At 67.1% G+C, this 24612-nt stretch carries 26 protein-coding genes; 12 read left to right on the forward strand and 14 right to left on the reverse strand.

Annotated elements, in window-relative coordinates:
* The first annotated feature begins 86 nt into the window (after positions 1 to 86).
* Genes P0204_RS11490 through P0204_RS11520 form a run of 7 tightly spaced genes read left to right on the forward strand, consistent with a single transcriptional unit; the run spans position 87 to position 8512 of the window.
* Entirely contained in the window at positions 87 to 1475 is a 1389-nt protein-coding gene (locus P0204_RS11490; RefSeq protein ID WP_276179305.1) for an extracellular solute-binding protein, read from the forward strand.
* A 21-nt stretch (positions 1476 to 1496) separates the two neighbouring features.
* Positions 1497 to 2621: a carbohydrate ABC transporter permease gene (locus P0204_RS11495; protein ID WP_276179307.1), complete on the forward strand. Its 1125-nt coding sequence runs from the start codon at positions 1497 to 1499 to the stop codon at positions 2619 to 2621.
* Positions 2614 to 3459, forward strand: coding sequence for a carbohydrate ABC transporter permease (locus P0204_RS11500; RefSeq protein WP_276179309.1), 846 nt, complete (start codon positions 2614 to 2616; stop codon positions 3457 to 3459). Before P0204_RS11495 ends, P0204_RS11500 begins: the two co-directional genes overlap by 8 nt.
* Before the next feature lie 3 nt (positions 3460 to 3462).
* The gene (locus P0204_RS11505; RefSeq protein ID WP_276179311.1) at positions 3463 to 4587 is read left to right on the forward strand and encodes an ABC transporter ATP-binding protein; all 1125 of its coding nucleotides are present in this window, start codon (positions 3463 to 3465) and stop codon (positions 4585 to 4587) included.
* Between the two features lies 1 nt (position 4588).
* Positions 4589 to 5737 (forward strand): galactonate dehydratase, encoded by a 1149-nt coding sequence (dgoD, locus tag P0204_RS11510; RefSeq protein ID WP_276179313.1) that lies wholly within the window; start codon positions 4589 to 4591, stop codon positions 5735 to 5737.
* 1 nt (position 5738) lies between these two features.
* On the forward strand, positions 5739 to 6515 hold the full coding sequence (locus tag P0204_RS11515; RefSeq protein WP_276179315.1) for an SDR family NAD(P)-dependent oxidoreductase: 777 nt from the start codon (positions 5739 to 5741) through the stop codon (positions 6513 to 6515).
* Positions 6512 to 8512 (forward strand): beta-galactosidase, encoded by a 2001-nt coding sequence (locus P0204_RS11520; protein WP_276179317.1) that lies wholly within the window; start codon positions 6512 to 6514, stop codon positions 8510 to 8512. The genes P0204_RS11515 and P0204_RS11520 overlap by 4 nt, the downstream gene beginning before the upstream one ends.
* A gap of 253 nt (positions 8513 to 8765) precedes the next feature.
* On the opposite strand, the gene P0204_RS11525 is transcribed toward P0204_RS11520, so the two are convergent.
* The 4 genes from P0204_RS11525 to P0204_RS11540 form a co-directional block, all read right to left on the reverse strand.
* A complete protein-coding gene (locus P0204_RS11525; protein WP_276179319.1) occupies positions 8766 to 9137 on the reverse strand; it encodes a NifU family protein in 372 nt (123 codons plus the stop codon).
* Positions 9138 to 9361: 224 nt separating this feature from the next.
* Positions 9362 to 9685, reverse strand: coding sequence for a DUF5783 family protein (locus tag P0204_RS11530; RefSeq protein ID WP_276179321.1), 324 nt, complete (start codon positions 9683 to 9685; stop codon positions 9362 to 9364).
* Positions 9686 to 9732: 47 nt separating this feature from the next.
* Positions 9733 to 10008: a hypothetical protein gene (locus P0204_RS11535; protein ID WP_276179323.1), complete on the reverse strand. Its 276-nt coding sequence runs from the start codon at positions 10006 to 10008 to the stop codon at positions 9733 to 9735.
* A 47-nt stretch (positions 10009 to 10055) separates the two neighbouring features.
* Positions 10056 to 11513, reverse strand: a complete 1458-nt coding sequence (locus P0204_RS11540; RefSeq protein WP_276179325.1) for a RecJ family nuclease — start codon at positions 11511 to 11513, stop codon at positions 10056 to 10058.
* 134 nt (positions 11514 to 11647) lie between these two features.
* Between P0204_RS11540 and P0204_RS11545 the strand changes: the two genes are divergently transcribed.
* Complete coding sequence (locus tag P0204_RS11545) at positions 11648 to 12370, forward strand: PspA/IM30 family protein (protein ID WP_276179327.1); 723 nt, start codon at positions 11648 to 11650, stop codon at positions 12368 to 12370.
* Here the strand turns inward: P0204_RS11545 and P0204_RS11550 are convergent, their stop codons facing one another.
* From P0204_RS11550 to P0204_RS11595, 10 genes are all read right to left on the reverse strand, one after another.
* Entirely contained in the window at positions 12371 to 13552 is a 1182-nt protein-coding gene (locus tag P0204_RS11550; RefSeq protein WP_276179328.1) for an MFS transporter, read from the reverse strand. It abuts the gene before it with no gap.
* Positions 13553 to 13616: 64 nt separating this feature from the next.
* Positions 13617 to 14519: a metallophosphoesterase family protein gene (locus P0204_RS11555; protein WP_276179330.1), complete on the reverse strand. Its 903-nt coding sequence runs from the start codon at positions 14517 to 14519 to the stop codon at positions 13617 to 13619.
* Positions 14516 to 15544 (reverse strand): ABC transporter ATP-binding protein, encoded by a 1029-nt coding sequence (locus tag P0204_RS11560; RefSeq protein ID WP_276179332.1) that lies wholly within the window; start codon positions 15542 to 15544, stop codon positions 14516 to 14518. The genes P0204_RS11555 and P0204_RS11560 overlap by 4 nt, the downstream gene beginning before the upstream one ends.
* Complete coding sequence (locus P0204_RS11565) at positions 15544 to 16482, reverse strand: ABC transporter permease (protein WP_276179334.1); 939 nt, start codon at positions 16480 to 16482, stop codon at positions 15544 to 15546. The genes P0204_RS11560 and P0204_RS11565 overlap by 1 nt, the downstream gene beginning before the upstream one ends.
* Positions 16479 to 17453, reverse strand: a complete 975-nt coding sequence (locus P0204_RS11570) for an ABC transporter permease (protein WP_276179336.1) — start codon at positions 17451 to 17453, stop codon at positions 16479 to 16481. The genes P0204_RS11565 and P0204_RS11570 overlap by 4 nt, the downstream gene beginning before the upstream one ends.
* 1 nt (position 17454) lies before the next feature.
* Positions 17455 to 18642 carry an extracellular solute-binding protein gene (locus P0204_RS11575; protein WP_276179338.1) on the reverse strand — a complete coding sequence of 396 codons (1188 nt, stop codon included), beginning with the start codon at positions 18640 to 18642 and terminating at the stop codon, positions 17455 to 17457.
* Positions 18643 to 18771: 129 nt separating this feature from the next.
* A complete protein-coding gene (locus P0204_RS11580) occupies positions 18772 to 19524 on the reverse strand; it encodes a uroporphyrinogen-III synthase (RefSeq protein WP_276179340.1) in 753 nt (250 codons plus the stop codon).
* Positions 19524 to 20312, reverse strand: coding sequence for a uroporphyrinogen-III C-methyltransferase (gene cobA / locus P0204_RS11585; protein WP_276179342.1), 789 nt, complete (start codon positions 20310 to 20312; stop codon positions 19524 to 19526). The genes P0204_RS11580 and cobA overlap by 1 nt, the downstream gene beginning before the upstream one ends.
* The gene (gene hemC, locus P0204_RS11590; RefSeq protein ID WP_276179344.1) at positions 20309 to 21451 is read right to left on the reverse strand and encodes a hydroxymethylbilane synthase; all 1143 of its coding nucleotides are present in this window, start codon (positions 21449 to 21451) and stop codon (positions 20309 to 20311) included. The genes cobA and hemC overlap by 4 nt, the downstream gene beginning before the upstream one ends.
* A gap of 62 nt (positions 21452 to 21513) precedes the next feature.
* Positions 21514 to 21885 carry a cyclophilin-like family protein gene (locus P0204_RS11595; RefSeq protein WP_276179346.1) on the reverse strand — a complete coding sequence of 124 codons (372 nt, stop codon included), beginning with the start codon at positions 21883 to 21885 and terminating at the stop codon, positions 21514 to 21516.
* 288 nt (positions 21886 to 22173) lie between these two features.
* Here P0204_RS11595 and P0204_RS11600 point away from each other — a divergent pair, with 288 nt between their 5' ends.
* The 4 genes from P0204_RS11600 to P0204_RS11615 all read left to right on the forward strand — a co-directional run bounded on the left by P0204_RS11600 (position 22174) and on the right by P0204_RS11615 (position 24603).
* Positions 22174 to 22455 (forward strand): DUF8028 family protein, encoded by a 282-nt coding sequence (locus P0204_RS11600; RefSeq protein WP_276179348.1) that lies wholly within the window; start codon positions 22174 to 22176, stop codon positions 22453 to 22455.
* Positions 22452 to 22634, forward strand: a complete 183-nt coding sequence (locus P0204_RS11605) for a DUF8106 domain-containing protein (RefSeq protein ID WP_276179350.1) — start codon at positions 22452 to 22454, stop codon at positions 22632 to 22634. Before P0204_RS11600 ends, P0204_RS11605 begins: the two co-directional genes overlap by 4 nt.
* Positions 22635 to 22705: 71 nt before the next feature.
* Positions 22706 to 23683, forward strand: coding sequence for a 4-demethylwyosine synthase TYW1 (twy1, locus tag P0204_RS11610; protein ID WP_276179352.1), 978 nt, complete (start codon positions 22706 to 22708; stop codon positions 23681 to 23683).
* Between the two features lie 278 nt (positions 23684 to 23961).
* Positions 23962 to 24603: a helix-turn-helix domain-containing protein gene (locus P0204_RS11615; protein WP_276179354.1), complete on the forward strand. Its 642-nt coding sequence runs from the start codon at positions 23962 to 23964 to the stop codon at positions 24601 to 24603.
* Positions 24604 to 24612: the final 9 nt, after the last annotated feature.

A 24612-nucleotide genomic window follows, 5' to 3' on the forward strand; every position in this document is an offset into this window, starting at 1 on the left:
CCGCAAGAAGGAGTCGGTATTGTCTGACCACCCGACAATTGGCAAAACCATTAAATAATGGACTTTCATGTATTGACATAGCGCCGATGACTGATTCCAACCGACGACTCGACCGACGACGCATCTTGCAACTGAGCGCGGCCGGCCTCGCGGGCCTGGCCGGCTGTGGAACCGGTAGCCAGCCAGCAACGGACAGCAGTGGCTCCGGTGACGGCGGCAGCGGTGACGGCGGCAGCGGTGGCAGTTCGACAGAGACAGCCACCGACGGGAGCTCCGGTCAGCAGATGGCTTCCTCGGTAACGGCCTGGAGCTGGGACGTTGCGGCCAAGTCGCTCGACCTCATCGACGAGCCCTACGAGGAAGCCAACGGCGGCGACGTCACCGTCGAGCAGTTCGGCCGCTCGAACATGAAAGACAAGTTCAAATCGCGCATCCTCTCGGGGTCGGGCGCGCCGGCCATCGCGACGATGGAGAGCGTCGACGCGGCCGCCTGGGTCGATACGGGCGGACTGCGCGACATCAGCGGCTGGATCGAGGACGCCGGTATCAAGGACGGGTTCGTCTCCGGGAAGTGGGGTCCGCTCACGAAAGACGGCGCCACGTACGCGCTCCCGTGGGACCTCGGGCCGGTCGGGATGTTCTATCGCAACGACGTCGCCAACGAACACGGGCTCGATCTCGAAAGCGTCGAGACCTGGGACCAGTTCATCGCCGAGGGGGAGAAACTCCCGGACGACACCGCACTGATGAACCTCCCACCCAACGACTACGACGGCGTCTGGCGGATGATGTTCCGTCAGCTCGGTGGGCTTCCGTTCACCGACAGCGGCGCCGTGAACATCCACTCCGAGAAGTCCCTGCGGGTCGCACGCCAGATGAAGCGGGCTCACGACGCCGGGGTCACCTCAAGCGTCGCCTCTTGGTCCAGCGAGTGGTTCAACCGCTTCGCCGACGGCTCCATCACCGGGCTGTACGGCGGTGCCTGGATCGAAGGGACGCTGAAAGCCGAGATCGGTGACACTTCCGGCAAGTGGCGTGTCATGAAGCCCCCGGCCTACGAGAGCGGCGGCAACCGCGCGACTAACTGGGGCGGCTCGAACCTCGTCATCGCCGACCAGGTCAGCGACGCCAAGGCCCGCCGTGCCTTCGACTACATGCAGTTCGCGCTGGCGAACAAGGAGATGCAGCTCAAGATGTACAGAGAGAACGGGCTCTTCCCGGCGTACAAACCGGCCTACGAATCGGACGCGTTCGACCAGGGCTCGGAGTTCCTCGGCGGACAGGCCGCCGGCCGGATGTTCGCCGAGATCGCGCCGAACATCCCGAGCTACACCTACACGACCGACACGCCCGAGATCACGAAGGCGATCAACAGCGAGTTCAAGAAGATGATCTCCGGCGATCTCACGCCGAAGGAAGCCGTCGACAGCGCGGCCAACCAGGTCGCCGACCGGACGGGTCGGGAGCTCGCGTAACACCGTTTTCCCTCTCTTCACATGTCGACCAGCTCCTCAAACCCGGTTAGAGACAAGCTCACTGCGGTCCGCGAACGGGCGGGCGAGGCCGTCGCACCGGTCTGGCAGGCGTTCATCGACGTCGTCCGGCCGGTCCGACAGCGTCAGATCCGAGCGACCCGGTCGGTCGCCGCCCGGCTCCCGTTCTCGGTGAGCGCGCCGTATCTCTTCCTAGCACCGTTTTTCGTCCTGTTCAGCTCCTTTCTCGCCTTCCCGATCCTCTATACGGTGTACCTCTCTTTCCACACCTACCAGGGGATCGGCAACGCGACGCTGCTGTGGATCGACCTCGGTCCGATCCAGTTCGAGCTGACACGCATCGCCCAACTGGAGTACGTCGGGATCCAGAACTACCAGCGGTTGCTCGGTGACACGCTGTTCCAGAACGCACTGGCGAATACGACCTTCATCCTGCTCGTGCAGGTCCCGCTGATGATCGTTCTCGGCTTAGCACTCGCGCTGGCGCTGAACGCCTCCTGGATGCGGTTCAAGGGGCTGTTCCGGACGACGATCGCCCTGCCTGTCGCCGCCAACCTGGTCGCGTACGCGACCGTGTTCCTGTTGCTGTTGCAGGACAACGGGCTCGTGAACACGCTGTTCCAGATGCTCGGGTTCCCGACGGTCCCGTGGCTCAGCGGCGGGACAGCATTGATACCCGGCCCGCTGAAGTCGGTTCTCGGAACGGGGTTCTGGCCGCGCATCTCGCTGGTCGGCGCGGTCACCTGGCGCTGGACCGGTTACAACATGATCATCCTGCTGGCCGGACTCCAGAGTGTCCCCCAGCAACTGTACGAGGCCGCCGAGATCGACGGGGCCAGCCGCTGGGAGAAGTTCCGGTACGTCACGCTCCCGCAACTGCGTCCGGTCCTGCTGTTCGTGGTCGTCACCTCGACCATCGGGACCTTCCGGCTGTTCTCCGAGCCGCTGATCATCTCGGAGGGCGGCGCGTCGCTGTCGGCGACCCGCACCCTCGTGGTGTACATCTACAACATCGCCTTCCAGCAGTTCCAGCTGGGGTACGCCAGCGCGATGACCGTCGTGCTGGTCGCTATCGTCGCGGTCCTCTCGATCGTCCAGCTCCGGATCGGAGGTGAGTCGGATGCGTAAGTCCACGCGCGACGAGGCGATCTGGCGGTTCCTCGGCTACACCTTCGTCCTGCTCGTAACGTTGCTGATGGTGGTCCCGATCTACTGGATCATCGTCGCTTCGACGCTGCCCGAGCAGGCGTTCCTTACCGCGGGGACCGACATCCAGTTACTCCCCGGGTCGCACTTCTTCGCGAACTTAGAGGCCCTACAGGCCCGGGAGAGCGTCGACTTCATCCAGAGCATCGGAAACTCCGTGTTCATCGCTATCGTCTACACGCTGCTGTCGCTCGTGCTGTGCTCGATGGGCGGGTTCGCCTTCGCGAAGTACGAGTTCACGTTCAAGGAGCCGATCTTCTACGCGATCCTGGCGACGCTGACCCTGCCCATCCAGTTGCTGGTCATCCCCCTGTTCCTGCTGATCTCACAGATGGGGTTGACCAACTCCTACTGGGCGATCATCCTGCCGTGGGCGGCTAACCCGCTGGGCATCTTCCTGATGCGCCAGAACATGAAACAGATCCCCGACGCCTTGCTGGAGTCGGCCCGCATCGACGGTGCGACCGAGTTCCAGCTGTACTACCGCATCGCACTCCCGACCATGAAATCGTCGCTGGCGGCGCTCGCTATCGTCCTGTTCCTCTTCCAGTGGAACCTCTTCCTGTTCCCGCTGGTCGTGTTGAACCAGGGCAAGTACACCATCCCGGTGGCGATCAACGAACTGGTCGGCGCCCAGCGTGTCTACTACGACCAGATCATGGTCGCGGCAGCGCTCAGCATCATCCCGCTGTTCCTGGTGTTCCTGTTCCTGCAGCGGCACTTCGTCAGCGGGATCCTCGCAGGCTCGGTCAAGGAGTAACCCATGGCACAGATCAATCTCGACACAGTACGAAAGGAGTTCGACGACGACGGCCGCACCATCGTCGCGGTCAACGACCTCGATCTGACTATCCGGGACGGGGAGTTCCTCGTCCTGGTCGGTCCCTCGGGGTGTGGCAAGACGACGACGCTGCGCAGCGTCGCCGGACTCGAAGAGGTAACGGCAGGCACCATCACGTTCGACGACGAGGACGTCACGGACCTCCGGGCGCGTGACCGCAACGTTGCGATGGTGTTCCAGAACTACGCGCTGTACCCGCACATGAACGTGCGGCGAAACATCGGCTTCGGACTCCGGCTCTCGACGGACATGTCCTCCCAGGAGATCGACCGTCGCGTCGACGAGGTCGCCGAGATGCTCGGTATCCAGGAGCTTCTGGGGAAGAAACCGAAGGCACTCTCGGGTGGTCAGCAACAGCGTGTCGCGCTGGGGCGGGCGATCATCCGGGACCCCGAGGTGTTCCTGATGGACGAACCCCTCTCGAACCTGGACGCGAAACTGCGCGCACAGATGCGCACGGAACTCCAGGAACTACAACACGAACTCGACGTCACCACCGTCTACGTCACGCACGACCAGACGGAGGCGATGGCGATGGGCGACCGCATCGCCATCATGAACGACGGGGAACTCCAGCAGGTCGGGACCGCAGAGGAGGTCTACCGGAGTCCCACGAACGAGTTCGTCGCGAACTTCATCGGCTCGCCGTCGATCAACCTCCTGACCGCGACCGTCGAAGGCGACACGCTGAAAGGCCCAGGCGGGTTCAGCTACCGACTCTCGGACCCGTCGCCGGTCGAGGGGTACGACCGCGTCCGCGTGGGTATCCGGCCCGAGGACATGACACTCGTCGAGGACGGTATCGCCGCCGCAGTGACCGTCGTCGAACCGATGGGCAACGAGAACTTCTGTTACATGGAGATGGGCGACGTCGACCTGACCGCTCGCATCGACTCCAGCCTGCGCCCCAGTCCCGACGAGACGGTCCAGTTCGGGTTCGAGGAGACCGCACTGTATCTGTTCGACCCCGAGACCGGCCAGTCCCTAAAGACGATGACAGACGAGACTGACGTCTCTATCGAAGACTACGTCACACGACCTGAATAATATGATTATCACTGACTACGATCTCTACGAAGTACCGCCACGATGGCTGTTCCTGCGACTGGAGACGAGCGAGGGCATCGCTGGCTGGGGCGAACCAGTCGTCGAGGGCCGCGCTCGCACCGTCCGGACGGCCGTCGAAGAACTGCTCGACACCTACCTGCTGGGCAAGGACCCGATGCGTATCGAGGACCACTGGCAGACGATGTACCGCGGCGGGTTCTACCGCGGCGGGCCGGTCCTGATGTCCGCGATCGCCGGCATCGACCAGGCGCTGTGGGACATCAAAGGGAAACACCACGATGTGCCGGTCTACGAACTGCTCGGCGGGAAGGCCCGCGACCGGATGCGGGTCTACCAGTGGGTCGGCGGCGACCGGCCCGAAGGCGTCGCCGACGCGGCCCGTGAGAAGGTCGAGGAGGGCTTTACGGCCCTGAAGATGAACGCCACCGCGGAACTGCGCCGGATCGACTCCCCGTCGGCGGTCCAGGCCGCCGAGGACCGCATCGCAGCGGTCCGTGAGGCCGTCGGCGACGAGATCGACATCGGCGTCGATTTCCACGGCCGGGTCTCGAAGTCCATGGCCAAGCGCCTGGCCAAAGCCCTCGAACCGTACGACCCGATGTTCATCGAGGAACCGGTCCTTCCCGAACACAACGACGCGCTCCCACAACTGGCGAGTCACACCACGAACCCGATCGCGACCGGCGAACGGATGTTCTCCCGGTGGGACTTCAAGGAGGTCTTCGAGGACGGCTCTGTCGACGTGATCCAGCCCGATCTCTCACACGCCGGCGGGATCACGGAGGTCAAGAAGATCGCGTCGATGGCCGAAGCCTACGACGTGGCGATGGCTCCCCACTGCCCGCTCGGTCCCATCGCGCTGGCGGCCTGTCTCCAGGTCGACGCCTGCTCGCCCAACGCGCTGATCCAGGAGCAGAGTCTGGACATCCACTACAACGAGACCAGCGACGTGTTGGACTATCTCAAAGACCCCTCGGTGTTCCAGTACCGCGACGGCTACGTCGACCTGCCGGAAGGGCCGGGACTGGGTGTCGATATCGACCACAGCTACGTCCGGATGCAGGCCGGCGAGGTCGACTGGCACAATCCAGTCTGGCGCCACGACGACGGGAGTGTCGCGGAGTGGTAAGATGAACCGCTTCGAGAACGACGTGGCGATCGTCACGGGGTCGACCAGAGGAATCGGAGCGGGCGTGGCCGAACGCCTCGCCGAGGAGGGCGCACGCGTCGTCGTCTCCGGCCGCTCGGAAGACGACGGTCAGGAAACCGTCGAGTCCATCCGGGAGGCCGGCGGCACCGCCCAGTTCGTCCGGGCAGACATGCGCGAACCCACCGACATCGAGACGCTCGTCGAGGCGACCGTCGCGGAGTTCGGCGGACTCGACGTACTCGTCAACAACGCCGGCGTCGAGACCTACACCGGCGCGGACGAGGCGACCGTCGACGACTGGTCGTTCGTCGTCGAGACGGACTTCCGGGCGTTCTGGCTGGCCGCGAAACACGCCTACGAACAGATCGAGGAGGGCGCAATCGTCAACATGTCCTCGAACCACTCGATGGCGACGACGCCCGACATCTTCCCGTACAACGCCGTCAAGGCGGGGATCAACGGGATGACGCGGGCGATGGCCGTCGACTTCGGGCCGCGAGTCCGTGTCAACACCGTCGCCCCGGGGTGGGTCGCGGTCGACCGGACCACCGGCGACATGGACGAGGACCGCCGCCGGGAACTGGAGGGGATCCACCCCACCGGCCGACTCGGCACGCCCGAGGACGTGGCCGGTGCCGTCGCCTTCGCCGCCAGCGACGACGCCGCGTTCATGACCGGGAGCACGATCACCGTCGACGGCGGGCGGACGGCCGTCCTGCAAGACGACTTCCTGCCGGACTACCGGGAGCAACGATGAGCGTCGGCGTCTGTTACTTCCCGGAACACTGGTCCCGCGACCGCTGGGAGCAGGACATCGAGCAGATGGCCGAGGCCGGTATCGAGTACGTCCGCATGGCGGAGTTCTCCTGGTCCCGGATCGAACCCGAACCCGGCGAGATCGACCTCTCGTGGCTCGACGAGGCCGTCTCGCTGATCGGCGACCACGGGATGGAGGCGGTGCTGTGTACGCCGACGGCGACACCGCCGAAGTGGCTCGTCGACCAGCGACCCTCGATCCTGCAAGAAGAGCCCGACGGGACGGTCCGCCACTACGGGAGCCGCCGGCACTACTGTTTCAACTCGCCGGTCTACCGCGAGGAGACCCGCCGGATCGTCTCGACGATGGCCGACCACTTCGCGGACAACCCCCACGTCGCCGGCTGGCAGACCGACAACGAGTACGGCTGTCACGAGACCATCCGCTGTTGGTGTGACGACTGTGCGACCGCGTTCAGGGAGTGGCTCCGTGAGAAGTACGGCGACGTCGACTCGCTCAACGAGGCCTGGGGGACGAGCTTCTGGAGCCAGACGGTTCGTTCCTTCGAGGAGGTCGACCCGCCGCGACACACGGCCGCCGAACACCACCCCTCGCGGCTGCTGGACTACTACCGCTTCAGCGCCGAGAGCGCGGTCGACTACAACGCACTCCACGCGGAACTGCTGCGCGAAGCAAACGACGAGTGGTTCGTCGCCCACAACTTCATGGGCGATTTCGACTCCTGTGACGTCTACGGCTTCGCCGACGATCTGGACCTGATCACGTGGGATTCCTACCCGACCGGCTTCGCCCAGGATCGCCGGCAGGGCGCGGCCACTGCCGACGAACTCCGGGCCGGCGACCCCGACCAGGTCGGGCTGAACCACGACCTCTACCGGGGCGCCAAACAGCAGCCCTTCTGGGTGATGGAACAGCAACCCGGCGACATCAACTGGCCGCCCTACGCCCCACAGCCGGGCGAGGGCGCGATGCGGTTGTGGGCTCACCACGCGGTCGCTCACGGTGCCGACACCGTCGTCTACTTCCGGTGGCGCCGCTGCCGGGAGGGCCAGGAGCAGTACCACGCCGGCCTGCGAAAACAGGACGGCTCGCCCGACCGGGGATACCACGACGCCGACCGGGCAGCGACGGAACTGGCCGAGTTGGACCTCGATCCGGTCGACGCCGACGTAGCCGTGTTGCACGACTACGACAACCTCTGGGCGACGAGCATCCAGCCCCACGCCCCCGACTGGGAGTACTGGACCCACATGCGCCAGTACTACCGCGCGCTCCGTGCGCGCTCGGTCCAGGCCGACGTGGTCCACCCCGACTGGGACCTCTCGGGCTACGACGCCGTCGTCGCACCCGCGCTACATCTCGTCGACGACGACCTCGCGTCGAAACTCCGAGCGGAGGTCGCTGACGGGACGGAACTGCTGTTGACGGTCCGTTCGGGCACGAAGGACCCGCACAACAAGCTCCCCGACGCACCCGCACCCGGCCCGCTCGCTGATATCGTCGGCGCGACCGTCGACCAACACGAGTCGGTCCCCGAGCAACTGGACCGGAGCGTGACCTACGACGGCGAGACCTACGGCTACCGCACCTTCGCCGAGTGGCTCGACGCCGACGGAGCGACCGTCGCGGGTTCACACGTCGGCGGCGTCGGCGACGGCCACGCCGCGATCACCGACCACGACGTGGGTGAGGGCCACGTCGCCTACTGTGGTGTCTGGCCCGAGGCCGACCTCGCGGACGCGGTCGTCTCGGACCTGCTCGACCGAGCCGACGTGGCCCACTCCGAGCGGTTCCCGACCGGCGTCCGGGCCGCCCACCGCGACGGCTACACCTGGGTGACGAACTTCACGAGCGACCCCGTCTCGGTGACCCCACCGGAAGACGCCCGCTGGGTCGTCGGCGACGACACCGTCGACGCCTTCGGCGCAAGCGTCTACGAGGGTGGGGCCGCTGACCTCTCGGTCGACGAGGGGTAAGCTGGCGGTTCTTCCGGCGATCTGTTCCGCCGGCTTCGAATTAGTGTGGTTGCTGTTGGCCGGGAGGCCACTCCGTTGGCCGACCTGGGGAAGGGCAGGGTCGCTGAGAGCATCCCGCGAGCGAAGCGAGCGGGTTCACCGAACTCGCGCCGTCGGCGCGAGTTCGGCAGTTTTTCCCCAGGTTTTTGCGAGGAGCCCTCCCACAGCGCGCTCTTCGAGCGCGCGAGGAAGGGCGACGAAGTAAAAAGTGGTCTCAGAACGGCGCTTCGGGGCCTTCGTCGTCGTCGGTGACGTCGCCGCCACGCGATTCCCCGGGGAAGGAGGGGCTCATGCCGTCGCTGCCGCCGGCCATGCCTTCCTGCTGTTCCATCCCGGTTCGGGCGACGACTTCGGTGATCTCGGGGATCTCCTTGGTCATGCGGGTCTTGATCGCCTGGATCGTCATCGGGGAGATGCCACAACCCGAGCAGGCACCGCCCAGACGGATGGTGACGCTGCCCTCTTCGCGGTCGATCTCTTCGATAGCGGCGCTACCGCCGTGCATCTGGATCTGCGGGAAGTTCCGGCGCAGGAAGTTCGTGATGCGCTCGCGAAGGTCGTCTCCGTCCTCAGTCTCTGTGCTCATAGTGGATCTAGGTCCGGCCCCGGGAGGCTTAGACCTTTGGACTGACGGGTTCGGTTCGGCGTGGGATCGTGACGTATCGCGTGGGTTCGACTGCCAGCAGCCACAGGTGCCGGCTGGGGCCGCTCGTGTGAACTCGCCGGTTCCGGTCCGGAACCCCCACGTACGGCTGTTGACCCCGACCCTGACCCGGTCGGCTGCGGGGAGTTTTCAGGTGGAGACGCCGCTCACTCCTCGGGGAACTCGAAGGCACGCTGGAGTTCACGCTCGATCCTCTCGACGTACTCGTCGAGGACCGTTTCGGCCTTCTCGTCGTCGACGAGGACGCCGGTCAGGCGATCGATCGGGTCCTCGGGGAGGTCGATCCGGAACTCCCGATCGCCCTCGTAGAAGGGTTCGGACTCGTTCAAGATCTGTTGGTCGATGGCGTGGATCAGCTCCGAGTCGTAGGTGTCGTTCATGTACTCGAACGCCTGTTTGTACGCCTTCTGGAGTTCGGGGAAGTAGTTCGCGTACTTGTCCTCGAACTTCTCGGGATCGAACGTCGCCATTGTAGCCGCGTTGGACACCGGCGCCTAAAGGTGACCCGGACTCGCGGTCACTCCTCGTCGAGATCGTCCGCTCCGGGTGCCAGTGTGACCGGCACCTCCACGCGGTTCTCGGGGAACGCCAGGAGGAACAGCCCAGTCCCGACCAGCGCGGTCGCGAAGACGCTCGCCAGGATCAACACGCCGACATCGACGCCGAGCGCGCCGACGCCCCCGTCCATCGTCGCGATGACCAACCCGAGCACGAGCAGGATGAACCCCGCACCGAAGACGAACCCAGCGCCAAAGAGCAACCGTTCCTTGTCGTCGATCGGGTCCCGTTCCATACGTGCTACTGGGTGGTCTGAGACATAAATCCGGGGCAGTCGCCGACCTAGCCTAACTGATCGGCGACGATGTCGTCGGCGGCCTCGACGAACGCTTGTTCCTCGCCGGCCGGGACCGTCGCGCCGGCAGCGATGTCGTGGCCGCCGCCGTCACCACCGACAGCCTGGGCGGCCTCCCTCATCACGACCGAGAGGTCGACGCCGCGGCCGACCAGCGGGCCGGTCGCGCGGGCGGAAACTTTGGTCTCGCCGTCGGCGTCCGCGAAGGCGATGATCGGCTTCTCCGAGTCGACGCCGTCGGTCCCCAGTGCCATCCCGGCGACGATGCCCACGATAGTCTCGCGGACGGCGTCGCCGGCGTCGAAGTACTGGACGTGGTCGGCCTGCTCGACGCCGCGTTCCTGGACGAGATTCAGGCCCTCCGAGAGGTTCCGTCGGTGGTTCGCGAGCAGTTTCCGGGCGCGCTCCAGCGGCGGGCCGCGTTCGCCCAGACAGACGGCCAGTCCCACGTCGGCGCGCTCGTAGCGGGCGGTCGCGTTCAACAGCGTCGAGAACTCGCTCGCGTCCCTGAGTTCCGTCCCGGTCGGTTCGGCGGTCAGCGTGTAGGTCGTCCCGACCAGCGAGTCGATCTTGTCGGCGGGGACGCCCCGCTTGACGGCCCGCTGGACCAGCGCGCTGGCGACGGTCTGGCGTTCCTCGTCCGAGAGGTCGGCCCAGGTCCGCCACTCGCCGCCCGATTTCAACTCCAGTCCGAGCTCTTCCAGAAAGCGAGTCGCACCGGCCTCGTCGTTGGAGATGCCGGGGATCGGTACCTCGGTAGCGTATTCGAGCAGTTTCGGGAGCGGCCGGGTCTGTTTCCCGTACAGTGAGAGATCGGTTCCCTCGACCAGGACCCCGGCGTCGACCCCCTCCTCGACGAGAGCGGCGTTCGTCCCCACGAGTTCGCCGCCGACGGCCTGCATGTCGCCGACGGCGCCGACGACCGCCAGCGCAGCCAGATCGCGGTTGTCGCCGCCCTCGGGTTCGAGCGCGCGAGCGAGGACGTACGCCGCCCCCGCACCCGAGAGTTCTGACGCCCCGTCGATCCCTTCCAGCAAGGGGTTGAGGTGACACTCGAAGTCGGCATAGCCGTCGGTGTCACCGACGGCGTCGGGGTGGCAGTCCTCGGGGGCGGCGGGCTGGTGGTGGTCGGCGATCACGGCCGAGAAGTCCCCGGCGGCGACGTGTTCGGAGATCGCGGCGAGTTGGCCCGAGCCGAAGTCGGTAAACAACACTGTGTCGTACTCGCGGGCGGCGATCGTCGCGATCTCCGCGTCGTCAAGCTGTTTCTTGAACACCGTCTCGACCGGAATCCCGGCCCGCTGTAGTGCCGTCGTCGCGATAGCGGCGCTGGTGAGGCCGTCGGCGTCGATGTGTGAGGCCAGTAACACGCCGTCGGCGTCCCGCAGGCGGTCGGCACAGGCCCGGGCGCGCTCGCCGAGTTCGGGGACGGGACCGGTCGTCATCGACTGGGCGTAGGTGCGCCCCGGGTTAAAAACGTTCACTCGGCGGCGACGACACGGTTATCCCGGACTCGACCGTAGGCGTACCTATCAATGAACGAATCACTCTGCGGCCGTCTCGGGACGGAGGCTCCCCGATGGGACTGATCGGTCGGTTCCTCTTTCTCGTCCGGTCGAAGCTCAACGCACTGCTGAACCGGGCCGCCGATCCCAGCGCGGAACTGGATTACTCCTACGAGCAACTGCGTGACCAACTCCAGGACGTCACACGTGGCATCGCCGACGTGACCACACAGAAAAAGCGCCTGGAGATTCACCGCCGGCGGCTCCGGGAGAACGTCGAGAAGTACGACGGCCAGGCCCGCGAGGCGATGCGCCAGGGCCGCGAGGACCTCGCGCGACGCGCGCTGGAGAAGAAACAGGCCCACGTCTCACAGATCGCCGACCTCACGGACCAGATCGACGATTTACAGGGGACCCAGGACCGCCTGGTCGGCAAGCGCGCGGAACTGTCGAGCCGGGTCGAACAGTTCCGGACCCACAAGGAGACAGTCAAGGCCCGCTACGAGGCCGCCGAAGCGTCGGCGCGCGTCTCGGAGGCGTTCACCGGCGTCGGCGATACGATGGCCGACGTGAGCCGTTCGATCGAGCGAGCGACCGAGCGCACCGAGCGCATGGAGGCCCGCGCCGCCGCCCTGGAAGAACTGGAGGAGACGGGGCAACTGGAGTCGGTGCTCGACAAGGGCGACGACATCGACCGGGAACTGGATCGGGTCTCAACCGAGCGGGCCGTCGACTACGAACTGGAGTCGCTCCGGGCGGAACTGGGTAGCGAGGCCGAGCGGGAGGCGGCCGACTGATCAGTCCCGGGTCTGCCTGACGACGACGGCGAAGGCAGCAGTCCCGGCCAGCGCCGCCACAGCGAGCAACAGCCACCCAGCCCGGTAGGAGGTCGTGTCGGCCAGCCAGCCGAAGGCCGGGGGCACGAGCAGGGCGCCGGCGTTGAGCGCCGTCTGGCCGCCGGCGGTCGCCGCACCGATCTCCTCCGTCGGGACCAGTGCGGTCATACAGGCGTAGTAGAGCCCGGTGAACCCCAGAACCGTCGCACCGACCAGCGCGACCACCGCGAGTACCACCGGCCGCGACAGCCCCGAGACCGCAAGGACGGCCAGCAACACGGCTCCGAGCAGTGCCTGTCCCAGCAAGACTGTCGCGTTCGCCCGCGCCTCACCCGTCTCGAGTCTGTCGGCGAGCCAGCCGCCGACGACCCGGCCGGTACTGCCGGTCACTTGCATCGCGGCGAAGCCCAGGCCCGCAACGGCCACGGAGACGCCGACGGAGTCGGTCAGATACAGCGTCGTGTAGCCGACGGTGGTAAACAGCGCGGCACCGAGGAAGAACCCGCCCGCAGCGAGCGCGACGTAGGCCCGGTTCCCGCGGAGTCCCCGGAGATCAGGCAAGCGCCACTCACCGCCGGGGGCACCGTGGTAGCCGACCGCGAAGCCGGCCGCGACGACCATTGCGACGGCGCCGGCCGCGAAGAACCCGAGGTTCCAGGGGCCGAGCGTCGGCGCGACGCTCACCACGAGGACGGCCGCGAGCCCACTGCCGGCGGTGACGCCCACCTGTTTGAGCCCCATCGCCCGGCCGCGGACCCCCTCGGGGACGCCGGTGACGATCGCACGGTTGGTCGCCGGCATCGCCGTCGCGTAGGCCCCGCCCAGACAGACCGCCGCGATCGCGAGACCGAGGACGCCGTCGGCCAGGCCGACACCGACGACGCTACCGGCCAGGGCGACCAGTCCACCGATCAGGACCGGGCGCTCGCCGGCGCCGTCGACGGCCGCGCCGACGGGGAACAGCGCGACGGTGTAGCCGAGCGTCGCCGCGGTGACGACGACGCCGACGAGGAACCCGGAGAGACCCAGATACTCGCGGAACAGCGCGGTGCCGGCAAACAGCGCGTAGAAGCAGGTGCTGGCGACGACCTGCCAGCCGGTGACCAGCGCGACGTGGAGCGTCGGCCGCGAGTCCTCTGTCACGGGGACCCCCACGTTTGCCTGGATCACCCCTGAACGTTTCGAGTCCGGCGCCCCGTGCCGGTTCTCACGCCGATAGCGGTAGCCGTGCCAGGCGGGCTTCGGTCATCGTACAGATTCCCCGGCCCAGGGCTTTCCCGCCGCGGGCGAGGTGGTAGGCCTCCTCGACGCCGGCCCGGTCTGCCAGGGGCACCAGCCGGACGGTCGTCCCCTCGGGGCCGACGACCAACTCCAGCGTGGCCTGCGGGAACGAACAGACCGCCGGCGAGAGGAGTTCGGTGACGCCGCTGTGGCGCGCCAGCGCGGGGACGTGGTGGTGGGCGCTGACGACCAGTTCGACGCCGTGGCGCCGACACACCGACCGGACGGCCTCGCGGTCCCCGGCCTGGAAGTTCGTCCACGGGTAGCCGTCGTGTTCGGGCAGCGCCGTCAGCGGGTGGTGGGTGAGGACGATCGGGACCGCGGCGTCGGCCGCTCTGTCGGCCAGCCACTCGCGCTGGGCGGGTCCGACGGCGCCACCCCAGGTGTCACGGAGCCGCCCGCCCGGGTCGCTGGCGCTGTCGACGGCCAGCAGCGTCACGGGACCGACCGTCTCGGTGGCCGGCAGTGAACCGTACCGGTCCTCGAAGGCCGCGACGGCGGGCGTGTCGTGATCGTCGAAGGTCTTGGGGACGTCGTGGTTCCCCGGAACGACGAGCGGATCGACGGCGGTCTCCCCGAGGACTCCGTCGACGATGTCGAACTCCTCGGGGCGGCCGTCGGCGGTGAGGTCCCCTGCGAGGACCACGGCGTCGGCCCCGCGGCGGTCGGCCGCTGTCAGTGCGGCCCGGAACCGCTCGACGGTCCGGTGGTAACACTTCCAGGTCCCGCGCTCACGCTCGGTGACGTGGGGGTCCGCGATCACGGCGATCCGGACCCGTTCGTCGGTGGCCGGGCGGTCGAGCCGTGCGAGCACCGGCCCGGCCGTCACGCCGGCGCCTCCTCGATGACGTGGACCCGTTCCGGGTCCAGCGAGAGCGACACCTCCTCGCCGGCCTGTGGCGTGACCGTCCCGTCGAGGTTCAGCGTCACCTCGCTCCCGTCGGGCAGTTCCGCGACGGTCCGGACGTGTTCGCCCAGGTAGAACGTGTTCCGGACCGTCGCGGTGATCGGTCCCTCGCCGACGGTGAACGCCTCCGGCCGAGCGACGACGGTCACGTCGCCCTCGGCGCCGGTGCGGTTCTCGATGTCGGTAAAGCCCACGTCGACGGTCCCGTTCCGGGCGGTAGCGGGAATCCGGTTCGAGGTGCCGACGAACTCCGCGACGAAGGGCGTCTCGGGCTCCTGGTACACCGACCGGGGCGGTCCGACCTGCTCGATCTCCCCGTCGTTCATCACGGCGATGCGGTCACACATCACCATCGCCTCCTCCTGGTCGTGGGTGACGTAGATCGCCGTCACGTCCAACTCCTCCAGCAGCGCGCCCATCTCCTCCTGCAACCGGGTCTTGAGCTTCGCGTCGAGACCGGTCATCGGCTCGTCCAGCAGGAGCACGCGGGGCTCGATCGCCAGCGCGCGGGCCAGTCCCACCCGCTGTTGCTGGCCGCCCGAGAGGGTCTGTGGGTCCCGATCGGCCAGCTCGTCGATATCGAGCAGTGAGAGCACCTCGCGGGCGCGTTCGGCCCGCTGCTGTGCGGGCAAGGACCGCATCTTCAGCCCGAACTCGACGTTCTCCCGGACGGTCATGTTGTTGAACAGGGCATACGACTGGAAGACCAGCCCCACGTCCCGCTGTTCGGGCGGGACGTTCGTCACCGCCTCGCCGTCGAACCGGACCTCGCCCTCCGTGGGCGTCTCGAACCCCGCGACGGTCCGCAGGGTGGTCGTCTTCCCGCAGCCGGACGGTCCCACGAGCCCGACGGTCTCGCCGGGCTCGACGGTCAGCGAGACCCCGTCGACGGCGGTCGTTTCCCCGAACGTCTTCGTGACTGCGTCGAGTCTGATCTGTTCTGCCATCAGCGGACACCTCCGATCGAGAAGCCCCGTTCCCCGGTTGCGCGCAACAGCGCCGTCACGACGACGACGATGAGGAAGTAGATCGAGATCGCGGCGGCGGCCCGCAGGAACGGGTTGTTCGAGATGTTCTCGAACAGGAACAGCGAGAACGGCTTCGGGCCGCGCGAGTAGACGATATACGAGAAGTTGAACTCTGCGGCCGCGAGCGTCCAGCAGATTATCGCACCCGAGAGGATCCCCCGTTTCGCGTTCGGGACGATCACCGTCAGGAACGTCCGCGGCCAGGAGGCCCCCAGCGAGCGGGCGCTCTCCTCGATCTGCCGGAGATCCATCGACTCGAACGACGACTGGACCGCGAGTACCATGTACGGCGCTTTCAACAGCGAGTAGCCGATCATCAACGCGACGGCGCTGGGGAGGTTCGGGTAGGTCCGCAGGAACGCGATACCGAGGATGATCCCCGGAACCACGGGGAGCACGGCGAAGGTGTTCAGCCAGCCCTGCCCGTAGAAGTCGTACCGGGTGACGGCGTAGGCGATCGGGATACCGACGACGAGGTTGACGAACACCCCGCCAAGCGCCAGCGCCATGCTGAGACTCAGGGTCTCGGGCAGCGGGATCGTCGCGTCGATCAGTGGGATCGTCGTTGATCCGCCGAGGCCACGGCTGGCCCCCAGCGTCGAGGACAGTCCCAGCGCCTGCTCCCAGTTGTCCAGCGTGACGAAGCCGCTGGGGAAGACACCCGTCCACTCGCCGGCGAAGGAGGCGACGAAGGTGATCACCACCGGGCCGATGAGGAAGACGACGGTCACCAGGATCAACGCGGTGATGGCCCGCCGGCCGACGGCCGCCGAGAGCCGCCCGATCCGGCCGGGATCGCGGGCGGGAACCGACTGGCGGGCGTCCGTGCCGGTGTCGTCGGCACCGGGCGTGCTCATCCGGCCACCTCCGCGCTCGTCAGGCGCAGGCTCAGGAACGTGAAGACGACGGTGAAGACGAAAAACACCGTCGCCAGCGCCGAGGCCATCTGGAGGTTGAACCCGACGCTGATCTCCTGGTTGAACCGGAAGGTGATCACCGACAGCGCCTTCAACACGAGGACGGTGCCGAAGATCGCGAGCGCCGTCCGGAACGTGAGGATGAGCGCACCGACGATGCCGGGTTGGATCTGTGGCAGGGTGACGTAGCGGAACGTCTGCCAGGGTGTCGCGCCCAGCGCCCGGGCGGCCTCCTCGGCGTCGGTGTTGACCTCGGCGTAGCTCCCGCGCAACAGGAAGGTCGCCCGGGGGATCATCGAGTAGAGGTAGCCGAAGAAGAGCCCGGTGATCGCCAGCAGGGTTCCCGAGGGCTGGCCTGTCAGGGCGAGGGCGTCGGGACTGGCCCCGGTGAAGACGGACAGGACCTTCGTCAATACGCCGGTCTTGCCGAACCAGACGATCATCATGAACGCGGCGACGATGCCGGGCAGGCTGATCGGGAAGGAGATGAGCGTCACGAGCAGCCCTTCCTTCGGCAGGTCGTACTTCTCCAGTCCGTGTGCGATAGCGACGCCGACGACGACGCTGGCGACGGTCGTCGCCGCGCCGAACCACAGGGAGTTCCAGATGACCTGGCCGTAGACGGGGTTGGCGTCGATCCGGGCCCCCGGGACGGCCGCCAGGATCGATGTGAACAACCGTTCGTAGGCCGCCAGCGTGAACCCCTGGACGGCGAAGTTCGACGTGGAGGTACTCATCCGGAGCATCGTCGCCAGTGGGACGAACGCGCCGAACGCAGCCAGCGCGAGAAACGGTGCCGCCAGCGCGACGATGCGCCGGCGACTCCGGTCCCGTTCGGTCGCCGGCGCGATGAGGCTCACGAGGCCGTCTCCGACCCGTCCGAACGGCGCAGATCCGTCTCGCGTCGCCATCTCAGTAGCCCGTCAGGCCGACGCCCTGGCCGATATCGTTGATGATGCTCTCCTGGTTGTCGACGAGTTTCTGGTAGTCGACCTGGAACTGCGTCTCCTCGTATGCCGACTGGGCCGGGAACTCCTCGGGCATCTCCAGTTCGGGCGCTCGGATCGGCCGGACGTAGGCGTCGAGGAACTTCCGCTGACCGTCCAGCGAGAGGACGTAGTCCATGAACAGCTTACAGGCCTCGGGGTTGGGCGCGCCCTTGAGCATCCCGTAGCCGTACGGTTGGTTGAACGCCCCGTTCTCGCCGTTGGGGCCGGTCAGCAGGGAGACGCCGACCTGGTCTTCGGCGATGGAGTCGGCGTTGTACTTCAGGTCCAGACCGGTGTAGTCGTACTCGACGAAAGTCGTGATCTCGCCTTTGGTGAACTTCTGCTCGACGTTGCCGGCGAAGACCGCGCCCTTCTCTTTCATCTCCGTGTAGTAGTCGACGACCGGCTGGACGTCGTCGAGACTCCCGCCGTAGGCGTTGTTGATCGAGATGGCGCCGGCCAGCCCGACGGCGGCGTTGGGCGGCTGGAACTGGGTGTTTGCGGCGATCTCCTCGCGCTTGAGGTCCTCCCAGGTCTCCGGGGGTTCGATCCCCTCCTCCTCGTAGATGTCCTTCCGGTAGGTGACCGTCGTGGTCATCCGCCGGGTCGCGGTCATGTGGCCGTTGTCGGTCTTGAGCTTCTCGGGGACCTTACCCCAGCCCTTCGGTTTGTAGGCCTGGGTGAGTCCGTCCTGCATCGCCAGGATGCCGTAGGTGTAGCCGCCGTTGTACGCCGAGTGGGTCGGGTCCTGTGCGTGCGAGCGGAGGTCCGACAGCGCCTCGCCCGAGGAACGCTGGTCGTCGTTCAGCGGGAGGCCGTACTGCTGCTCGAAGTCGTTCATGAGCGCGCCCCAGTTCGACCAGCCGGTCTGGACGGCGTAGACGAACAGTTTCTCGGGGAAGGCACTCTCGCTGACCGTCGTCTGGAAGTCGCCGTGGCCGACCTCGTAGGTCGTCCCGCCGCCCGAGCCATCCGAGCTACTGCTGCCGGAGGAACTCCCGCCCGAGGAGCCACCGCTGCCCTCCGAGCCGCTGCCGCCCGAACAACCCGCGAGCCCGGTTGCGATCGCCGCACCTGACGCCTGGAGGAGTCGTCGACGTGAGTACTCCATACAAGCGGCACAAACTCCAGGAATTGAAAGACAGTTTATATTTGTATTCCGTACTGATATTATCCGGTAATTCCGGCATAGAGGTCTCGATACCGCTATAGAGACGGTGGTATTGTGAGCGGACTGCGATCACTCGTGGTGGCTGGGGGCCGCTTCCTCGACGACCGCACAGGCCAGCGTCTCGAAGTCGGCCCGGTCGGGAACCACGTCGACGGCGATCCCGCGGTCTTCGGCCGTCTCACGGGTCGGCTCGCCGATCACGCCGACCGTGGCCGCGTCGAGGCCGGCGAGCGCGTCCGCACGGACGCCCCGCTGTTCGGCGGCCGAGAGGAAGTGCTCGACGGTCAGCGAGGAGGTAAACAGCGCCGCGTCGAGCTCGCCGGCGGCGGCCAGTTCGGCGGAGTCCCCGGCGCTCTCGGGGCGAACGAGCCGGTACAGTACTGTCTCGTGGACGTACGCGCCAGCGGCTTCGAGGCCGTCGGTCAACACCGCCGAGCCGTGGTCCGAGCGGGCCACCTCGACGCGTTTGCCGTCGACCGCCTCGCTCAGCGACTCGACCAGCCCCGCGGAGGAGAACTCATCGGGGACGTGGTCGACGGCGTAGCCCGCCTCTCGCAGCGCTGTCGCCGTCGCGTCGCCGATGGCACACACCGTCGCTTCGCCGGGGTCCCAGTCGGCCGCGGCGGCCTGTTCCACGCCGGTCTTGCTCGTCAGGACGACGTAGTCGGCGTCCGATCGGGGGACCGCGTCGGTCGGCTCGACCGCGAGCATCGGGTCCGGGACCGGGTCGGCACCCAGGGACTCGACGAGTTCGACGGCCTCCTCGGTACGCTCGTCGTCGGGGCGGAAGAAGGCCACGCGCAGCCGGGGTGACTCCCGCATCACTCCCCCTCCAGAAACTCCAGGACCCGTTCGCGCTGGCCGGCGACGTCGCCGATGACGGTGATCGCCGGCGGTTCGATCCCCTCGCTGTCCCGGACCGCGACGATCGTCTCCAGGGTTCCCGTGGCGACGCGCTGGTCGGGCCAGGTCGCCCGCTCGATCAGGGCGACCGGCGTCTCGGGGGCCATCCCCGCCTCGCGCAACGCGGCGGTGTAGTCGGGCAGCTTCCCGACGCCCATCAGGACGACGATGGTGCCGCCCGTGTCGGCAAGCGCCGCCCAGTCGACGGCCGACTCCTCCTTCGTCGGGTCCTCGTGGCCGGTGACGAACGAGACCGACGAGGTGTGATCGCGGTGGGTGACCGGGATGCCGGCGACGGCCGGTCCGGCGACGGCGCTCGTGATCCCCGGCACCAGCTCGAAGGGGACTCCCTCCTCGGCCAGGTGGACCATCTCCTCGCCGCCGCGGCCGAAGACCGTCGGATCGCCGCCCTTGAGGCGGACGACGGTCTCCCCCTCGCGCGCGAGTTCGACCATCCGGGCGTTGGTGTACTCCTGTGGCGTCCACTCGCCGCCGGCCCGTTTGCCCACGTCCTCGCGTTTCGCCTCGGGGATCGTCCCCAGGATCTCCGGGCCGGGGAGCTTGTCGTGGAGGACCACGTCGGCCTCCTCCAGCAGCCGCTTGGCCTTGACCGTCAGCAGGTCCGGGTCGCCCGGTCCCGAGCCGACCAGGTAGACCTTGCCGACGGTATCGTCGCTCTTGCCGACGCGTTCCCCGCCGTCGCTCATACGTCCTCGCCCCCCTGTGTGGTCCCCGCGTCGTCGTCGGCGGTTCCCGAGTCGCGTTTCGCCGCCGCGATGAGGTCGTCGGCGCCGCGCTCGGCCAGTTCGGCCGCGAGGTCCTGGGCGGCCGAGATGTGGGACTGTGCGGGCAGGTCCCGGGAGACAGTAATCTCCTCGTCACCGTCCTGCGAGAGCACTCTGACGTTCGTGTGGACGACCGCGCCCTCCAGTTGCGCGTAGACACCGATCGGCGCGACACAGCCGCCGCCCAACTCCGCCAGTATCGTCCGTTCGACGGTCGTCTCGGTGCGGGTCTGTGGATCGTCCAGCCGGTCGTTGATGTCTCCCGCCAGCTCGCCGTCGACGGCCGTCACCGCGAGGGCACCCTGGCCCGGTGCGGGGACGAATCGCCCGGGGTCCAGCGACACTGTCTCGACGTGGTGGGCCAGTCCCGCCCGCTGGATGCCGGCTTCGGCGAGGACGATGGCGTCGAACTCGGTGTCGAGGTCCCGTTCCATCGCCCGGCGCTGAAGTTCCGAGAGGCCGTCGAACCACGCCTCGACATCCTCGTCGTAGGGAAACTCGTCGTCGCTGTCCTCCTCGCCGGCGTGTTCTTTCCGCTCCTGTTCGGCCTCGTGGCGCTCCTGGTGTTCGCGCTGGAGGGTCGGCGCCAGCAGCTTCTCGATACGTGTGTCGACGTTCCCCCGCAGCGGTTCGACGGTCAGGTCCGGCCGCTCGGCCAGTAACTGCGCCCGCCGGCGCAGACTGGAGGTCCCGACGGTCGCACCTTCCGGGAGGTCCGCCAGCGTGTCCCCGTCCGGCGTCACCAGGACGTCGCCGGGTGGCCCGCGGTCGGGGACGGCCGCGACGATCAACCGGTCCGGGCGTTCGGTCGGCATGTCCTTCATCGAGTGGACCGCGGCGTCTAGTTCGCCCGATAGCACCTTCTCGTCCAAACTCCGGACGAACGCACCGGTTTTGCCCAGCCGGTGGATGAGTTCGTCACGGATCTGGTCGCCCGTCGTCTCGACCTCGACGAGGTCGACCCCGAGTCGGCGACTCGACAGCCGGTCCCGGACCGACGCGGCCTGTCGGAGCGCGAGATCGGAGCCCCGTGTCGCCAGTTTGAGTGTCTCCGTAGTCATGCCCGAACGTCGGCGGGCCTGGGTGAAAAGGACATCACTTCCCCTCGACGGTGGACCGAGACCTACGTCGCTTCGAACCGAAGCGTCGCGTCGCCGGTGATCCCCGCCAGCGCTGAAACGTCGTCGAGTCGGGCGACGACCGCGACCGGGCTGGCCGCCCGCGGTTCGCCGTCGCGGCTCGCCGGGGTCGGCCCCCAGAACAGACAGAGTACAGGCCCTTGGGGCCAGTAGGCGACCGCGCCGACGGGAACCTCCGTCTGTGTCTCCTCGGGCGTCACGTCCACGTCGGTTCGGACGTACAACTCCTCGCCCCAACGGGTCGCCTCGCCCTCGATCGGAAGGGACGAAGCGATCGCGTACCGAACCGCCGGGTTCGTCCCCGTCCAGTTCGCCGCCAGTTCGTGGTCGTCGACCGCGATACGCAGATCGGTCACGTCTCGGCTATCGAGCGCGGGCGGGAAAACCGCGACGCAACCGGCCGCTCCCGACGCTCGCTTTGGCTGTGAGAGTGGGTCGTTGCGCCGTGTCATACGGACGGATATATGCGTCTCAATAGAAACCGGTTTCGCGGGTTCAAAACCGATTATAAAATTACTCGACCGTTTTCAGTCGGTTCTGGGAGACTACAGAACGGCCGCAAAACGTCGTAAAAGGAACCGGAGACCGGTGAAGGAAACTGAATCGAAGCCGACGGTCTGCCCTTTATATGGGGTTGCCAGTACATGGTCGAGATACGCGACCCAGTCATGTCCACTGCCGACCCCTCCATCCCACGCCCGCCCGCCGTCGCATCGAGCCTCCAAGCACTCCTGGCGACGGTCGTCGCGACCGTCGTCTCGGTCTTCCGTGGCGTCGCCTTCTGGGCGACGATCCCGCTCCCGCTGGTCATCGCGGGGACGCTCGCGACCGACATCGTCGCGACCGACCCCCTGCTGGTCGGTGCGCTCGTCGCCCTGAACGTCGTCTGTGTCGCCCTCGGCCACAACTACTCCCCGAACGCATGAGCCTCTGTCCGCCCTCCCACGACTCCGAGCAACGAACGGCAAAGACCGGGCTGTTCTGCCCGGCCTGTCCCCACGAGAGCCCCGTCGACGGCGACTGGATCGCCGACGACTCCGCCCCCGGCGAACGGCTGTGTTGTCCCCGCTGTGGCGCTGTCGTCGTCGACCAGCCCGCTCTCTGAACCGACCGGCGAGACTGGATACGCGGTCCGGAAGAACGGCTATTTTACGTTTGGGAACCGTCCCTTCGGCAATGAGCGACGCAGACGGCGGTCCGAAGCAGGTCTCGGACCCCGCCTACCACAGCGAGAACCACACGGCGGCCCAGACCTGCGGCTGGACGAAGAACGCCCTGCGGGGCGAGGGGAAGTGTTACAAGTACATCTTCTACGGCATCGAGTCCCACCGCTGTATCCAGATGACGCCCGTGGTGAAGTGTAACGAACGCTGCGTGTTCTGCTGGCGGGACCACGCCGGCCACGCCTACGAACTGGGCGACGTGGAGTGGGACGATCCGGCAGCCGTCGCCGAGGCCTCCATCGACCTCCAGCGCAAGCTACTCTCGGGTTTTGGCGGCAACGACGAGGTACCCCGTGAGGTGTTCGAGCAGGCGATGGAGCCACGCCACGTCGCTATCTCGCTGGACGGCGAGCCGACGCTGTACCCGTATCTGGACGAACTCATCGAGGAGTTCCACGCCCGGGATATCACCACGTTTCTCGTCTCGAACGGGACCGACCCGGAGATGCTCGCCCGGTGTGACCCAACGCAGTTGTACGTCTCCGTCGACGCCCCGGACCGCAAGACCTTCGACTCGACGGTCAAGGCCGTCGAGGACGACGCCTGGGACTCGCTGATCGAGACGCTGGACGTACTGGCCGAGAAAGACGACACCCGGACGGTCATCCGGACGACGCTCGTCAAGGGGCACAACACCCACCATCCCGAGTGGTACGCGGCGATGTGTGACCGGGCCGACGCCGACTTCGTCGAACTGAAAGCCTACATGCACGTCGGCCACTCCCGGGGCCGGCTGGACCGGGATTCGATGCCCGAACACGGCGAGGTACTGGAGTTCACCGAACAGGTCGGCGAGTATCTCCCCCACGACGTGATCAAGGAGGTCGAGGAGTCCCGCGTGGCGATGCTCGCCCGCGACCAGGAGACCTGGGTCCCGAAACTGGAGAAAGGCAGCGAGTTCTGGGAAGGGGACGCGCTGGTGGAGTACTGAGCGGGTACCGACGACGAGCGCGGCCAGGCGTCGGCTCTCGGCAGGACGCCCGAACGCGTTTCCGACCCCTTCCGGGTCGCGTTCGGCCGCCACACCCTCCGTCGTCGTCGACCGAGACCCACCCCTGGCCCGGTCGCGGACCGCAGTGACGGCCCGCTGTCTCCCGGGTGCGGTCGCCGGGTCTTCGTCTCTCTATACCCGAGTATGAGTGTTGTGGCCGTTGTCGCTTGCTGGGAACGCCTCTGCCCTTTTCTCACTCCGGAGACCGTTTCGACGGTATGGCCGCCGGCCTCAGAGTTCAGCTATCGGTGGAGGCGCCGTCCTACTGTCCGCTGGTGACGACCGCCGGGGAAAGCGACGCTCCGATCACCGACATCACCCGGACACGCGGAGACGGGGACACCGTCGCCGAAGAGTTTCAGATCCCGCAGTCGGCGGCCGACGACGTGCCCGATACGGCGGACCCGGTCATAGACGTCGGCGACCGCCGGATATTCAGGCTGGAACGGGGGCAGTCGGCGGACTGTATCTGTGCCCGTGTCGAGAGCTTCGGCTATCCAGTCCGCGAAGTGAAAGCGGTCGACGGCGAACTGCGCTTGACGTTTCACCTGACCGACCTCGAACCGCTCCGGGAAATCGTCGCCGACCTCAGCGAGTTCGCCGATCGGGTGGAGGTGAACTACCTCGTCCACGACGAGGCCGACGACGACAGCGAGAACCCCGTCGTGGTCGACCGGAGCGAGATGACCGACCGCCAGCGGGAGGTCCTCGAGACGGCCGTTCGGATGGGATACTTCGAGTTCCCGCGCGCTGCGGACGGGTCCGCAGTCGCCGACGAACTGGGGATCAACGACTCGACGTTCGCCGAACACCTCCGGGTTGCACAGGCGAAGCTTCTGGAGAACGTCGTCGACGCCTGACCCGATCGC

The sequence above is a fragment of the Haloarcula halophila genome, assembly GCF_029278565.1.
GTDB classification, from domain to species: Archaea; Halobacteriota; Halobacteria; order Halobacteriales; family Haloarculaceae; genus Haloarcula; species Haloarcula halophila.

What these genes read in the sequence shown, in the direction of transcription:
- P0204_RS11490 (WP_276179305.1), top strand. Translation starts at nt 87, where the DNA reads ATGACTGATTCCAACCGACGACTCGACCGACGACGCATCTTGCAACTG.
- P0204_RS11495 (WP_276179307.1), top strand. Translation starts at nt 1,497, where the DNA reads ATGTCGACCAGCTCCTCAAACCCGGTTAGAGACAAGCTCACTGCGGTC.
- P0204_RS11500 (WP_276179309.1), top strand. Translation starts at nt 2,614, where the DNA reads ATGCGTAAGTCCACGCGCGACGAGGCGATCTGGCGGTTCCTCGGCTAC.
- P0204_RS11505 (WP_276179311.1), top strand. Translation starts at nt 3,463, where the DNA reads ATGGCACAGATCAATCTCGACACAGTACGAAAGGAGTTCGACGACGAC.
- dgoD (WP_276179313.1), top strand. Translation starts at nt 4,589, where the DNA reads ATGATTATCACTGACTACGATCTCTACGAAGTACCGCCACGATGGCTG.
- P0204_RS11515 (WP_276179315.1), top strand. Translation starts at nt 5,739, where the DNA reads ATGAACCGCTTCGAGAACGACGTGGCGATCGTCACGGGGTCGACCAGA.
- P0204_RS11520 (WP_276179317.1), top strand. Translation starts at nt 6,512, where the DNA reads ATGAGCGTCGGCGTCTGTTACTTCCCGGAACACTGGTCCCGCGACCGC.
- P0204_RS11525 (WP_276179319.1), bottom strand. Translation starts at nt 9,137, where the DNA reads ATGAGCACAGAGACTGAGGACGGAGACGACCTTCGCGAGCGCATCACG.
- P0204_RS11530 (WP_276179321.1), bottom strand. Translation starts at nt 9,685, where the DNA reads ATGGCGACGTTCGATCCCGAGAAGTTCGAGGACAAGTACGCGAACTAC.
- P0204_RS11535 (WP_276179323.1), bottom strand. Translation starts at nt 10,008, where the DNA reads ATGGAACGGGACCCGATCGACGACAAGGAACGGTTGCTCTTTGGCGCT.
- P0204_RS11540 (WP_276179325.1), bottom strand. Translation starts at nt 11,513, where the DNA reads ATGACGACCGGTCCCGTCCCCGAACTCGGCGAGCGCGCCCGGGCCTGT.
- P0204_RS11545 (WP_276179327.1), top strand. Translation starts at nt 11,648, where the DNA reads ATGGGACTGATCGGTCGGTTCCTCTTTCTCGTCCGGTCGAAGCTCAAC.
- P0204_RS11560 (WP_276179332.1), bottom strand. Translation starts at nt 15,544, where the DNA reads ATGGCAGAACAGATCAGACTCGACGCAGTCACGAAGACGTTCGGGGAA.
- P0204_RS11565 (WP_276179334.1), bottom strand. Translation starts at nt 16,482, where the DNA reads ATGAGCACGCCCGGTGCCGACGACACCGGCACGGACGCCCGCCAGTCG.
- P0204_RS11570 (WP_276179336.1), bottom strand. Translation starts at nt 17,453, where the DNA reads ATGGCGACGCGAGACGGATCTGCGCCGTTCGGACGGGTCGGAGACGGC.
- P0204_RS11575 (WP_276179338.1), bottom strand. Translation starts at nt 18,642, where the DNA reads ATGGAGTACTCACGTCGACGACTCCTCCAGGCGTCAGGTGCGGCGATC.
- P0204_RS11580 (WP_276179340.1), bottom strand. Translation starts at nt 19,524, where the DNA reads ATGCGGGAGTCACCCCGGCTGCGCGTGGCCTTCTTCCGCCCCGACGAC.
- cobA (WP_276179342.1), bottom strand. Translation starts at nt 20,312, where the DNA reads ATGAGCGACGGCGGGGAACGCGTCGGCAAGAGCGACGATACCGTCGGC.
- hemC (WP_276179344.1), bottom strand. Translation starts at nt 21,451, where the DNA reads ATGACTACGGAGACACTCAAACTGGCGACACGGGGCTCCGATCTCGCG.
- P0204_RS11600 (WP_276179348.1), top strand. Translation starts at nt 22,174, where the DNA reads ATGGTCGAGATACGCGACCCAGTCATGTCCACTGCCGACCCCTCCATC.
- P0204_RS11605 (WP_276179350.1), top strand. Translation starts at nt 22,452, where the DNA reads ATGAGCCTCTGTCCGCCCTCCCACGACTCCGAGCAACGAACGGCAAAG.
- twy1 (WP_276179352.1), top strand. Translation starts at nt 22,706, where the DNA reads ATGAGCGACGCAGACGGCGGTCCGAAGCAGGTCTCGGACCCCGCCTAC.
- P0204_RS11615 (WP_276179354.1), top strand. Translation starts at nt 23,962, where the DNA reads ATGGCCGCCGGCCTCAGAGTTCAGCTATCGGTGGAGGCGCCGTCCTAC.